Source organism: Geodermatophilus sabuli, from assembly GCF_900215145.1.
Classification (GTDB): Bacteria; Actinomycetota; Actinomycetes; order Mycobacteriales; family Geodermatophilaceae; genus Geodermatophilus; species Geodermatophilus sabuli.
Map to the genome: position 1 here is coordinate 260,265 of NZ_OBDO01000005.1, position 12,773 is coordinate 273,037.

Genomic DNA, 12,773 nt, shown 5'->3' on the forward strand with positions numbered 1-12,773 from the left:
GCACGACCGTCGACGTCGTCGGAACGGACGACGACAGGAGACGGTGATGGCGACCTACCCGAACCCCGGCCTCGAGGCCGAGCTGGCCTACCGCCGCGAGGTGCTGCGGCAGATCGGCCGCGGGACGCGCACCCGGCGCGGCCCGTGGCTGCGCCGCCGCCGGCCGGCGGCGCACTGACCGAGCACCCGGTCCTCCCCACCCCTCGCGACGGCCCTCCTGCAGGGGCCCGCCGCGAGCCTGCGAGTGGTGGGGGGCAGGAGGGTCCTTCTGCCACGATCCAGGGCGTGCCGCAGTGGGACGACCGACCGATGGTGGGCCGCGCCGAGGAGCTGTCCCGGCTGCTGGCCGCGGTCGGCCGTGCCCTCGAGGGCCGTTCCTGCGCGGTGCTGCTGGCCGGAGACGCCGGCGTCGGCAAGACGCGGCTGCTCGACGAGCTGGCCGTCCGCGCCACCGAGCGGGGGGTGCGGGTCCTCGTCGGCCACTGCGTCGACCTCGGCGACGTCGGCCTGCCCTACCTGCCGTTCGTGGACCTGCTGCGCCCGGTGACCGGTGAGCCGCTGGCCGCCGCCGGGCAGCCGGCGCTGGCCGGGCTGCTGTCGGGGCGCGCGCCGGTCGCCGTGCCGGAGCAGCCGGGTGGTGCGCCCGCCGACCTCGGCCGGCCGCTGCCGCGCCGGGAGCCCCGCCCCCTGTTGGACGACGGCCGGCTGCAGCTGTTCGAGGGGGTCGCCGCCCTGCTCACCGAGCTGGCCGTGAGCACGCCCCTGCTCCTCGTGCTCGAGGACGTGCACTGGGCCGACCGCTCCAGCCGCGACCTGCTGCGTTACCTGCTGGCCCGCCTCGCCGAGGAACCGGTCGCGCTGGTCGTCTCCTACCGCGCCGACGACCTGCACCGCCGTCACCCGCTGCGCCCGCTGCTGGCCGAGCTGGTGCGGCTGCCCGGGGTGGACCGGCTGGAGCTGGAGCCGCTGCCCGACGCCGCCGTCGGGGAGCTGGTGCGCGGGCTGGCCGACGGCGTCCCCGAGAAGACGGTGGACGACGTCGTCGCGCGGGCCGAGGGCAACGCCTTCTACGCCGAGGAGCTGACGGCCGCCGGCCTGGCGGGGGAGACGTTGCCGCTGGCGCTCACCGACGTGCTGCTGGCACGGGTGGAGCAGCTGGACGAGGCCACCCAGCGCGTGCTGCGGGTGGCCGCCGTGGCCGGGCGGGAGGTCCGGCACGACCTCGTGGCCGCGGTCAGCGGGCTCGCGCCGGCGGAGCTGGAGGCCGCGCTCGCCGACGCGGTGCACCACCACCTGCTGGTGGTCTCCGTCGGCGGCCGCTACCGCTTCCGCCACGCGCTGCTGCGCGAGGCCGTCCTCGCCGACCTGCTGCCGGGGGAACGGGTGCGGCTGCACGCCGCGGTCGCCGGCCACCTCACCGCCACCCCCGGTGCGGGCACCGCCGCCGAGCTGGCCCACCACGCCCGGGGCAGCAACGACCTGCCGCGGGCGTTGTCCGCCTCCCTCGACGCCGCCGTCGAGGCCGGCCGGGCGGGCGCGCCGGCCGAGCAACTGCAGCACCTGGAGGCGGCGCTCGCGTTGTGGCCGGCGGTGCCCGACGCGGCCGAGCGGGCCTGCCGGGACCACACCACGCTGCTCCTGGACACCGCCGCGGCGGCCCGGCGGGGCGGGGAGCTGCACCGGGCGGTGGCCCTGCTGCGCGAGGCGCTCCGGCTGCTGGGGGAGGACGGCGACCCGGTCGTGCGGGCGGGCGTGCACTCCACCCTCGCCCAGGCGCTGGGACGGATCGAGGACCAGGCCGCCGCGCACCGCGAGAGCACCCGGGCGATGGCCCTCGTGCCGGCGCAGCCGCCGTCGGTCGTCCGCACGTGGGCGGCGGCCACCCACGCGCGCACCAGCTACGACGTGAGCCGGTGGGCCGAGGGCGACGCCGCCGCCGACGAGGCGCTCGCGGCCGCCGACGCGCTCGGCCTGGACAGCGCCTGGGCCGACACCGCCGTCTCCCTGGCGCGGGTCCGCGGCTTCGGGGACCGCGTCGCGGTGCAGGCCCGGCTGGAGGAGGCGCTGGCGCGGGCCCGCCGGTCGGGTGACACCGACGTCGAGCTGCGGGTGCTGTTCAACCTCGCCGTCGTGCCGTACGAGGACGGCGACCTGGCGGGGGCCCTCCGCTGGGTCGAGGCCGGGCTGGCCCGCGCCCGCGAGCTCGGGATGGAGTGGGCCTTCTACCCCGCCGAGCTACGGCACCTCGGGGTGGTCGTCCGCTACGTGTCCGGCGACTGGGACGGCAGCCTCGGGCTGGCCGAGGAGCTGGTGCGGGTGCCCGACATGGCCGCGCACGTGCGCGCGGTCGGGCTGCTGGTGCAGGTCGGCCGCGGGGACCCGGCCGCCGCCGAGCGGGTGGCCTGGGCGCGGGGGCTGGCCGCCCGGCTGGACGCCCACGTCCTGCTGCTGCTGGCCACCGCCGGCGCCGAGATCGACCTGGCCGCCTGGGCCGGGGACGCCGGGACCGCCGTGGAGCGGGCCCGCGCCGCGGTGCAGCAGGTGCACGCGTACTGGAACTACGACCGGCTGGCGGTGGTGCGCCTGGTGGCGACGGCGCTCGCCCCGGTCGCGGACGCCGCGGCGGCCGCCCGGGGAGCCGGCGACGACGCGGCGGTGCAGCGGTGGGGAGCCGCCGGTGAGGAGCTGGCCGCGCAGGCCCGCTCAGCGGTCGAGGACCACGTGCAGGCGATCGGCGGGTACGGCGTGGAGGCCGCCGCCTGGCGGGCCCGGGTCGAGGCGGAGGCCGCGCGGCTGGCGGGGCGGGTCGCGCCGGAGCTGTGGCGGACCGCCGTCGACGCGTTCGGGTACGGGCACGTCTACGAGCAGGCGCGGTCGCGGGTCCGGCTGGCCGAGGCGCTGCTGGCGACCGGCGACCGCGACGGGGCCGCCGCGGAGGTGCGCGCAGCGGGGGAGGTGGCCGCGCGGCTCGGAGCGGCCCCGCTGCGCGCGGCCGTCGTCGTGCTGGCCCGGCGCGGGCGGCTGCCGCTGGACCTGCCGGGGGCGCGGCGCGTCGTCGAGGGCGGTGCGGTGTTCACCCCGCGGGAGAGCGAGGTGCTGCGGCTGCTGGCCCGGGGCCGGACCAACCGGCAGATCGGCGGCGAGCTCTACATCAGCGAGAAGACGGCGAGCGTGCACGTCAGCAACATCCTGGCCAAGCTCGGCGCGGGGAGCCGCACCGAGGCCGTGGCCCTCGCCGCCGCCCGCGGCCTGCTGCCCGCCCCGCGGTGATCATCGGCAGGTGGCTGTCCGCAGCGGCGCGCCGACCAGCCTGACGCCGATGATCGACCACCGGCGGTGTCAGAGCATCGTGCGGAGGCGTTCGCGGCGGGCGCGCAGGACGTCCACCGAGGCGGAGGCCGACGGCGGGCCGGGCACCGACTGGCGCAGCTGGGTGTGCACCACCGCGTGCGGCTGCGCCGTGCGGGCGGCCACCCGGCTGACCAGGCGGTTGATCTCGCGGCGCAGCTCGGCGGCGTCCCGCCAGGAGCGGCCGGTGTCGTCCTCGTCGGGGTGGTCCTCGACGGGGAAGAGCCCGGCGTCGTCGTCCTCGGAGTGGGCCCGCTGCGCGATCCGCAGCCGCAGTTCGTCGTCCCGCTTGGCCAGCAGCTCGGCGGTCTGCTCGGCGGTGAGCAGGCCGGGGATGCCGAGGAAGTCCTCGTCCTCGGGCTGCACGACCGGGGGGCGGCCCTCACCGGTGTGCGCCGTCCCACCGTGCAGGACGTGGGCGAAGCGGGCGTCGGCCTCCAGCGCCTCCCACTGCTTGACCGTGTTCGGGTCCTTCTCCTTGGGCGGCAGCGGTTCCAGGTCCAGCTCGTCGCCCTGCACCGTCTTCGGCGGGGGCATGACGTGGTTGCGCTGCTCCTCCATCGACGCGGCGAGGGTCAGCAGCGGTCGGACGGCGGGCAGGAACACCGTCGCCGACTCGTGCGGTGCCCGGGAGCGGACCACGCGGCCGACGGCCTGGGCGAAGAACAGCGGCGTCCGGTAGGAGGTCATCCAGGCGAGGACGGCGGCCCGCGGGACGTCGACGCCCTCGGAGATCATCCGGACGCAGACGGCGATCCGCGCCGACCCGGTGGCGAACCGCTCGATCTTCTTCGACGCCTTGGGATCGTCGGAGAGGATGACCTCGGCCGCCTTGCCGGTGACCCGCCGGACGATCTTCGCGTAGGCGCGGGCGTCGTCCTGGTCGCTGGCGAGCACCAGGCCGGCGGCGTCGGGCATGCCGTTCTCGCGCAGGTGCGTGATGCGGTCGTCCATGGCGGCGATGACGTGCGGCACCCACTGGCCCTTGGGGTCCAGTGCCGTGCGCCAGGCCTGCATCTCCACCGAGCGGGTGCCGGCCTCCGACAGCGAGGCGGCGACCACCTCGCCGGCGGAGTTCCGCCAGCGCGAGGTGCCGGTGTAGGCGGCGAAGACGACCGGGCGGACGACGTTGTCGGCCAGTGCCTCCTTGTAGCCGTAGGTGTAGTCGGCGCGGCTGACCAGGCCGATGCCGCCCTCGCCGTCGTCGCCCTCGAAGGAGTCCTCCTCGTAGCGGACGAAGGGGATGCGCTCGTCGGGCTTGGTGCGGAACGGCGTCCCGGTCAGGCACAGCCGGCGGGCGGCACGCCCGTAGGCCTCCTCGACCGCCTCGCCCCAGGACAGGCCGTCGCCGGCGTGGTGCACCTCGTCCAGGATGACCAGCGTCTTGACCGCGGTCGCGCGGGCGGCGTGCAGCATCGGCTTGCCCGCGACCTGCGCGTAGGTCGTCACGTAGCCCTGGGTGCCGGCGCGGACCGGGCCGACGGCGTTGGTGAGGTTCGGGTCGAGGACGATGCCCATCCGGTCGGCGGCCTCGGCCCACTGCAGCCGCAGGTGGTCGGTCGGGCAGACGACGATGACCCGGGCGACCTCGCGGCGGGAGAGCCGGCGCGCGGCGAGGGTGAGGGCGAAGGTCGTCTTGCCCGCGCCCGGGGTCGCGGTGACCAGGAAGTCCTTGGGCGAGTCCTCCTCGTACCTGTCGAGGGCGGCCTGCTGCCACGCCCGGAGCGGTCGGCTGGTCGTCTGCGGGCCTACGGCCTCCGCTCGTGCTGCACTCGCCATGTCGGGAGCCATCTTCGCGGGGGCGGGGCCGACACGCCCAACCGGGCACCTCCCGCGCGCCGCCCCGCCGCCGACGTATGGCGGGCGTGCACACGTCGCTGACCTGGGCTGACGTCCCCACGTCGCGCCGGGTGTGGGAAGCGTCATGCCCGCGCCGGACCGGCACGTCACGCCCCGCCGGTCACGGCGTTCCCAGGCGACCCGCGAGCGCGAGGCGGGACCCCCGGCACGTGCCACGAATGCTGGACGCAGGAACGTGCGTCGGGTCGAGGAACCGGCAGCGTCCTCGTCGCGGTCCTCGTGCGGACCGATCGGCGCCTGGTGCTCCCGCAGGTCGCGTGACCGGGGTCTCAGTCGGCGGGCTCGTCGACCCAGTCGGGGCCGTTGACCTCACCGGGGCCGGCCAGGTCGTCGGCGTCGACGATCGTGTACGCGTAGCCCTGCTCGGCGAGGAACCGCTGCCGGTGGGCGGCGTACTCGCTGTCGAGGGTGTCGCGGCTGACCACCGTGTAGAAGTGCGCCTGCCGACCGTCGGCCTTGGGCCGCAGCACCCGGCCGAGGCGCTGGGCCTCCTCCTGCCGCGAGCCGAAGGTGCCCGACACCTGGACGGCGACGGCGGCCTCGGGCAGGTCGATGGAGAAGTTGGCGACCTTGGAGACGACGAGGGTCTTCAGCTCGCCGGACCGGAACGCGTCGAACAGCCGCTCGCGCTCCTTGTTGGTCGTCGACCCCTGGATGACCGGCGCGTCGAGGGCCTGGCCGAGCTCCTCGAGCTGGTCGAGGTAGGCGCCGATGACGAGCTTCTGCTCCTCGGGGTGGCGGTCGAGCACCCGCCGGATGACCGGCAGCTTGGACTGCGCCGTCGCCGCGATCCGGTAGCGCTCCTCGGGCTCGGCGACCGCGTAGGTCATCCGCTCCTCGTCGTCGAGGGACACCCGGACCTCGATGCACTCGGCGGGCGCGATGTACCCCTGCGCCTCGATGTCGCGCCACGGGGCGTCGTAGCGCTTCGGGCCGATGAGGGAGAAGACGTCGTCCTCCTGGCCGTCCTCCCGGACCAGCGTGGCGGTCAGGCCGAGCCGGCGGCGGGACTGCAGGTCGGCGGTCAGCCGGAAGATCGGCGCGGGCAGCAGGTGCACCTCGTCGTAGACGATCAGGCCCCAGTCCTGCGCGTCGAAGAGGTCCAGGTGCCGGTACTCGCCCTTCCGGCGGGTGGTGATCACCTGGTAGGTCGCGATGGTGACCGGCCGGATCTCCTTGCGCTCCCCGGAGTACTCACCGATCTCGTCCTCGGTGAGCGTGGTGCGCGCGATCAGCTCCCGCTTCCACTGCCGCCCGGCGACGGTGTTGGTCACCAGGATCAGCGTGGTCGCCTTGGCCTCGGCCATGGCCGCGGCGCCGACCAGCGTCTTGCCGGCCCCGCAGGGCAGGACGACGACGCCCGAGCCGCCGGCCCAGAATCCGTCCACGGCCTCCTGCTGGTAGTCGCGCAGGTGCCAGCCGCTCTGGTCGAGGTCGATCGGGTGGGCCTGGCCGTCGACGTAGCCGGCGAGGTCCTCGGCCGGCCAGCCGACCTTGAGCAGCGCCTGCTTGAGCCGCCCGCGCTCCGACGGGTGGACGACGACGGAGTCCCCGTCGATCCGGGCGCCGAGCATGGGGGCCACCCGCTTGCTGCGGATGACCTCCTCGAGCACCGCGCGGTCGGAGGTGGTGAGCACCAGCCCGTGCACCGGGTTGTTGGCCAGCGTCAGCCGGCCGAAGCGGTCCATGGTGTCGGCGACGTCGACCAGCAGCGCGTGCGGCACGGGGTACCGCGAGTAGCGCACCAGCGCGTCGACGACCTGCTCGGCGTCGTGGCCGGCGGCGCGGGCGTTCCACAGCGCGAGCGGCGTCACCCGGTAGGTGTGCACGTGCTCGGGTGAGCGCTCCAGTTCGGCGAACGGGGCGATCGCCGCGCGGCAGTCGCGGGCCAGGGGGTGGTCGACCTCGAGCAGCAGGGTCTTGTCCGACTGGACGATGAGGGGTCCGGAGTCCACGGGCACCTTCCGGCAGCAGGCGTCCTGCCGACGGGCGCGGTCAGCAGGGGACGGGGTCACGAGACCACCGCCCAAAGATAACCGCGGCCGCCGACAGGACCTTCCCGTCGCGACGGCGTCAGGTGCGGGCCGGCTGCTCCAGCGGCTGTGGAGTGAACATCGGCGGCTCCTGGTCCGGCGTCAGGGCGGTCGGCCCGTACAGCCAGTCGACGAAGGAGTAGTCGTGCACGTCGCGGTGCCGCAGCAGCTCGTTGCGCGCCTCGCGCGGGCCGTCGGTGAGGTGCCACAGCTCGCCCCACGCGCGGGCGGTGGTGAGCACCCGCCGGCAGTGCTCCGGGCGCACCGCGTTGTAGGCCGCCAGCGCGGCGTCCCAGTCCAGGCCGCCGGCGGCCAGCTGCGCCCCGACGTGCTCGGACAGGACCCACGCGTCCTCGATGGCCATGACCGCCCCCTGCGCCAGGTACTGCAGCGGCGGGTGGGCGGCGTCCCCGGTCAGTGCGAGGCGCCCCTGGACCCAGTTCATGATCGGCTCGCGGTCGAACATCCGCCACCAGCGGTCGCGCCACATCAGCGGCAGGCCCGCCCGGACCTGGTCGCAGGTGTCGGTGAACGCCGCGTCGAGCTCGTCGGGGGTGCCCCAGTCCTCCTGGCCGGCGAGCGCCTTGGGCGACCGGAACACCGCCACCTGGTTGAACATCTCACCCTGACGCAGCGGGTACTGCACGAAGTGGCAGTGCGGCCCGACGTAGACCACGACGTCGGACATCGAGACGTCCATCGAGGCGACCTGCTCGGCGGGGATCGCCCCGCGGTAGGCCACGTAGGCCGAGCTGACCGGCTCGTCGTCGCTGATCAGCGGCCGGGCCACCGAGTACAGGCCGTCGGCGGCGAGGACGACGGGGGCGACCTCGCGGCCCCCCTGGTGGACGACGGCGACGCCGTCGTCCACGTGCTCGTAGGCGGTCACCGCCACGTTGTTGACCAGGTCGACGCCGGCGCGGCGGCAGGCTCGCAGCAGGGTGCCGTGCAGGTCGCTGCGGTGGATGACGACGTACGGCGAGCCGTAGCGCTCCCGCGCGTCGGAGAGGTCCAGGCGGGTGAGCACCGTGCCGTCGACGGCGTCCTTCATGACGAGGTTCTCCGGCCGCACTCCGAGGCTCAGCACCTCCTCGAGCAGGCCCCAGGACTCGAGGATCCGCGTGCAGTTCGGGGCGATCTGCAACCCCGCGCCGACCTCGCCGAACTCCGGCGCGCGCTCGAGCACGCGCACCCGCAGCCCCTTCTGGGTCAGCGCCAGGGCGTTGGCCAGGCCGCCGATGCCGCCGCCGACGACCAGGACGTCGACGTCGCTCACGAGGAGACCTCCGCGGCGGTGAGGTCGTCGACCACGGTGTTCTCGCAGCGGCCGAGGCCGGCGATCTCGGTGGTCACGACCTGCCCGGCGGACAGGTAGCGGGCGGGCTTGCGGGCGTGCCCGACCCCGCCGGGGGTGCCGGTGGCGATGACGTCGCCGGGGCGGAGCGTGATCATGGTGGAGACGTACTCGACCAGGGCGACCGGGTCGAAGAGCAGGTCACCGGTGGTGTCCTTCTGCACGGTCTCGCCGTCGATCCGGGTGCTGACCTCCAGCGTGGGCCGCACGCCGCCGGGCAGCTCGTCGGGGGTGACGAGGTAGGGGCCCAGCGGGGTGGTGGCCTCCCAGTTCTTGCCCTGCAGCCACTCGCGGGTGCGGAACTGCCAGTCGCGGCAGGTGATGTCGTTGAGCACCGCGAAGCCGGCGATGGCCCTCTCGGCCTCGACGCCCCTCGCCCGGCGGACCGGGGCGCCGATGACGACGGCGAGCTCGCACTCCCAGTCGAACTCGTCGGTCTCCGGGGGCTTGACGATGTCGTCGTTCGCGCCGACGAGGGTGTCGGCGTACTTGGAGAACAGCGTCGGGTACTCGGGGAGATCCCGGCCCATCTCGAGGATGTGGTTGCGGTAGTTCAGCCCGACGCAGACGACCTTGCCCGGCCGGGGGACGACGGGGGCGTAGGCGGCGCCGCGGACCTCGGCCACGTGCCCGGTGGCGGCCGCGGCGCGCTCCTCCCAGCCGGAGGTGGCCAGGAACTCGCCGAGGTCGGCGGCGCCGAGGTCGACGAGGTGGTCGTCGTCGACCCGGACGGCGCGGGTGCGGCCCTCCAGGGTGCGGATGGTGGCCAGCTTCATCGGTCGGTTCCTCCCACGGAGACGCGGTCCAGGTGCAGTGCCTCGAAGATCGGGGTGTCGCTGAACCGGAACAGGTCCAGCGCGCCGGAGTCGGAGTCCGACGGCGAGGCCTCCGAGCGCACCGACAGCGGCTCCCACGACGGGACGACGAACAGGTCGCCGCGCTCGACCCGCCAGGAGACCTCCCCGACGGTGACCGTGCCGGTGCCGTCGAAGACCTGGAACACCGAGGAGCCGGCCTCGCGGCGGGGCGCGGTCTCGGCCCCGCTGCGCACGCGGTGCATCTCCGCGCGGATGGTCGGCAGCACGTCGCCGCCGGTGGTCGGGTTGGTGTAGCGGACGGCGGCGTGCCCGGGCTCGACGGTGCCGGCGTGACCCTCGGCCTCGAGCTCCAGCTGGTCGGTCAGCGCGGCGTCGGTGTCGACCCAGCGGTAGTTCAGCAGCGGGGTGCCGACCGTCGCGCCGGGTGCGGACACCGGGCGCAGGCCGGGGTGGCCCCACAGCCGCTGCGAGCGGGACCGCTCGGGGGTGGTGTGCTCGGCGTCGCTGATCTGCTCGCGGCCGAACTCGAAGAACTGCGACTCCGTCGCGTACTGGAACGGGATGTCGAGGCCGTCGATCCAGGCCATCGGCTTCTCGGCGGCGTTGTGGTGGGCGTGCCAGTTCCACCCGGCCTGCGGGAGGAAGTCGCCGCGGTTCATCGGGACCGGATCGCGGCCGACGACGGTCCACACGCCCTCGCCCTCGACGACGAAGCGGAAGGCGTTCTGCGTGTGCCGGTGCTCGGGGGCGTCCTCGCCCGGCATCAGGTACTGGATCGCGGCCCACAGGGTCGGGGTGGCGTACGGCTTGCCGCCGAGGGAGGGGTTGGCCAGCGCGATGGCGCGGCGCTCACCCCCGCGCCCGACCGGGACCAGCGAGCCGGCGCGGTCGGCCAGCTCCAGCAGGTTCTGCCACCGCCACACGTGCGGAACGGCCTTGGACCGCGGGTGCGCCGGCATGAGGTCGCCGATCTCGGTCCACAGCGGGACGAGCAGCTCCTTCTCGAAGCCGCGGTACAGCTCCTCGAGCGCGGGCGAGGGGGCCGGCTGGCCGGGGGCGTCGACCGCGGTCAGCGAGACCGGGGAGGTGAGTTGCTGGGTCATGGCGGGCATTCCTCCGATACGGCGTTGTCCGGTGGACAGGGGCCTCGATCCAGGCCGGGGACCCGCCGCGCGGCGGCGCGGGTCTCCGCACGGGTGGGCGTCACCGTCGAGAGTGCCCCTGTGTTCTGCAGCACGCCCATACAATTCTGATGTGAAGAACCGTCCGTCCTACGCGATCGCCAGCGTCGACCACGCCCTGCAGCTGGCGACGGCGCTCCAGGTGGAGGGCTCCCTCAGCGTCAGCGAGGCGGCCGAGCGGCTGGGGGTGGCCCGCTCCACCGCCCACCGGCTGCTGGCGATGCTGGTCTACCGCGACTTCGCCGCGCAGGACGGTGACCGGCGCTACGTCGCCGGCCCGGTCCTCTCCCTCGGCGCCCACTCCCAGTCCCGGACCGCGCTCCTCCGCACCCTCGGCCTCCCGCACCTGGAGGCGCTGGTGGAGCGGGTCGGGGAGACGGCGAACCTGCAGATCCTGGCCGGGGACCACGTGCGGTTCATCGGGTCGGTGGAGTGCAAGCAGGCCCTGCGCGTGGGCGACCGCGAGGGCATGGTGTTCCCCGCCCACCTGACCTCCGGCGGCAAGCTCATGCTCGCCGACCTGCCCGAGGAGCAGCTCGACGCCTTCTACGCCGAGGAGAAGTGGGCCGATCGTCCCGGGGAGCGGCCGGACGTGGCCGCCCTGCGCCGGGAGCTCCGGACGGTCCGCGAACGCGGGTTCGCCATCAACGCCGGGCGTACCGAGACCGGCCTCACCGCGATCGGGCGGGCGCTGCGACCCGACGGCGGCCGGGCCGAGGCCGCCATCTCGGTGTCCCTGCCCACGGTCCGGTTCTCCGAGGAGAAGCTGCCGCACCTGGTCGCCGCGCTGGCCCTCACCGCACGGGACATCGAGCAGGACCTGGTGCGGGCGCTCGCCCGCGGCGCCTGACGACGGGAGCCGGGTCAGCGCCAGTCGCGCAGCCGCAGCGGCGCCTCGTCGCCACCGGGACGCCGCACCAGCACCTGGTTGACGCCCATCAGGCCGCGCTCGAACGCCAGCGCGCAGGCCGCCATGTACAGCCGCCAGACCCGGGCGCGGCCCTCGGTGCTGGTCCCGACGGCGGCGTCCCAGTGCTTCTCCAGCCGCTCGACCCAGGCGCGCAGCGTCAGCGCGTAGTGCCGGCGCAGGGCCTCGACGTCGAGCACCTCCAGGCCGCCGGACTCCAGGGCCGTGACGGTGCCGGCGAGGCTCTGCAGCTCCCCGTCGGGGAAGACGAACCGGGTGATGAAGGTGTCGGGGTCCCGGTCGGTGGTCGCCTCGTCGTTCCCGGCGATGGCGTGGTTGAGCAGCCGGCCACCCGGGCGCAGCAGGTCGTGGAGGGCGCGGACGTACCCCGGCATGCCCCCGGCGCCGACGTGCTCGGCCATGCCGATGGAGCTGATCGCGTCGAAGGGCCCGTCGGTCACGTCGCGGTAGTCCTGGACGCGGATCTCGACCCGGTCGCCGAGCCCGGAGTCGGCCACCCGCGCGCGGGCGAGCTCGGCCTGCGCCGGGGAGAGGGTGACCCCGACCACGGAGGCCCCGTACTGCCCGGCGGCGTGCAGCGCGAGGCTGCCCCAGCCGCAGCCGACGTCGAGCAGCCGCGTTCCCGGGGTGAGCCCGAGCTTGCGGCAGACCAGGTCGAGCTTGGCCTCCTGGGCGGCGTCCAGGCCGGTGGCGGGGGACTCCCACACCGCGCAGGAGTAGACCATCGTCGGGCCCAGCACCAGCCGGTAGAAGTCGTTGCTGATGTCGTAGTGGTGGGTGATCGCGGCGGCGTCCCGGGCGCGGGTGTGCCGGCGGCCGAACCGGCGCAGCCGCACCTCCTCCGGCGGCGGCGCCGGCGCCGGGCCGAGGGCACCCAGCCGGGCGGCGGCGCGGAGCAGGTCGAGCCGCTCGCGCACGGTCGCGGCGGGGGATGCGTGGCGGGAGGCCAGCCGCCCGGCGGAGGTCAGGGCCTCCAGGGTGGCGAAGACGTCGCCCTCCATGTCGAGCTCACCGGCGACGTAGGCGCGGCCCAGCCCCAGCTCGCCCGGCGACCAGGCCAGCCGCCGCAGCGCCCGGCGCGACCGGACGGCGACCACGGGTGCCCCCTCGGGCCCGGCCACCGAGCCGTCCCAGGTACGGAGCCGGACCGGCAGTTCCCCGACCCCCAGGACGCCCCGCAGCGCCGTGACCAGGGTGGTGGCGGTGCTCTCCTCGCTCCCCATGGCCAGCCAGGGTGGCCGCCGGCCGCCC

At 75.2% G+C, this 12,773-nt stretch carries 9 protein-coding genes; 3 read left to right on the plus strand and 6 right to left on the minus strand.

The window, feature by feature from the left end; genetic code table 11:
• Positions 1-46: 46 nt before the first annotated feature.
• Both CRP39_RS28050 and CRP39_RS28055 read left to right on the plus strand, forming a co-directional pair.
• A complete protein-coding gene (locus CRP39_RS28050; protein WP_260179597.1) occupies positions 47-178 on the plus strand; it encodes a hypothetical protein in 132 nt (43 codons plus the stop codon).
• Positions 179-285: 107 nt separating this feature from the next.
• A complete protein-coding gene (locus CRP39_RS28055) occupies positions 286-3,270 on the plus strand; it encodes an ATP-binding protein (protein ID WP_097206891.1) in 2,985 nt (994 codons plus the stop codon).
• A 69-nt stretch (positions 3,271-3,339) separates the two neighbouring features.
• Here the strand turns inward: CRP39_RS28055 and CRP39_RS13575 are convergent, their stop codons facing one another.
• The 5 genes from CRP39_RS13575 to CRP39_RS13595 all read right to left on the minus strand — a co-directional run bounded on the left by CRP39_RS13575 (position 3,340) and on the right by CRP39_RS13595 (position 10,516).
• Positions 3,340-5,127, minus strand: coding sequence for a DEAD/DEAH box helicase (locus CRP39_RS13575; RefSeq protein ID WP_097207040.1), 1,788 nt, complete (start codon positions 5,125-5,127; stop codon positions 3,340-3,342).
• Positions 5,128-5,477: 350 nt separating this feature from the next.
• Positions 5,478-7,163 (minus strand): DNA repair helicase XPB, encoded by a 1,686-nt coding sequence (locus tag CRP39_RS13580; protein ID WP_097206892.1) that lies wholly within the window; start codon positions 7,161-7,163, stop codon positions 5,478-5,480.
• Between the two features lie 118 nt (positions 7,164-7,281).
• A complete protein-coding gene (locus tag CRP39_RS13585; RefSeq protein ID WP_097206893.1) occupies positions 7,282-8,517 on the minus strand; it encodes an FAD-dependent oxidoreductase in 1,236 nt (411 codons plus the stop codon).
• Positions 8,514-9,371, minus strand: a complete 858-nt coding sequence (locus CRP39_RS13590) for a fumarylacetoacetate hydrolase family protein (RefSeq protein WP_097206894.1) — start codon at positions 9,369-9,371, stop codon at positions 8,514-8,516. Before CRP39_RS13590 ends, CRP39_RS13585 begins: the two co-directional genes overlap by 4 nt.
• Positions 9,368-10,516 carry a cupin domain-containing protein gene (locus CRP39_RS13595; RefSeq protein WP_097206895.1) on the minus strand — a complete coding sequence of 383 codons (1,149 nt, stop codon included), beginning with the start codon at positions 10,514-10,516 and terminating at the stop codon, positions 9,368-9,370. The genes CRP39_RS13590 and CRP39_RS13595 overlap by 4 nt, the downstream gene beginning before the upstream one ends.
• 151 nt (positions 10,517-10,667) lie before the next feature.
• Between CRP39_RS13595 and CRP39_RS13600 the strand changes: the two genes are divergently transcribed.
• The gene (locus CRP39_RS13600) at positions 10,668-11,444 is read left to right on the plus strand and encodes an IclR family transcriptional regulator (protein ID WP_216359730.1); all 777 of its coding nucleotides are present in this window, start codon (positions 10,668-10,670) and stop codon (positions 11,442-11,444) included.
• A gap of 14 nt (positions 11,445-11,458) precedes the next feature.
• Here CRP39_RS13600 and CRP39_RS13605 read toward each other — a convergent pair whose 3' ends face one another.
• On the minus strand, positions 11,459-12,745 hold the full coding sequence (locus tag CRP39_RS13605; protein WP_097206897.1) for a class I SAM-dependent methyltransferase: 1,287 nt from the start codon (positions 12,743-12,745) through the stop codon (positions 11,459-11,461).
• Positions 12,746-12,773: the final 28 nt, after the last annotated feature.

Coding starts and splice junctions, on each gene's coding strand:
- CRP39_RS28050 (WP_260179597.1), top strand. CDS start 47: ATGGCGACCTACCCGAACCCCGGCCTCGAGGCCGAGCTGGCCTACCGC.
- CRP39_RS13575 (WP_097207040.1), bottom strand. CDS start 5,127: ATGGCGAGTGCAGCACGAGCGGAGGCCGTAGGCCCGCAGACGACCAGC.
- CRP39_RS13590 (WP_097206894.1), bottom strand. CDS start 9,371: ATGAAGCTGGCCACCATCCGCACCCTGGAGGGCCGCACCCGCGCCGTC.
- CRP39_RS13595 (WP_097206895.1), bottom strand. CDS start 10,516: ATGACCCAGCAACTCACCTCCCCGGTCTCGCTGACCGCGGTCGACGCC.
- CRP39_RS13605 (WP_097206897.1), bottom strand. CDS start 12,745: ATGGGGAGCGAGGAGAGCACCGCCACCACCCTGGTCACGGCGCTGCGG.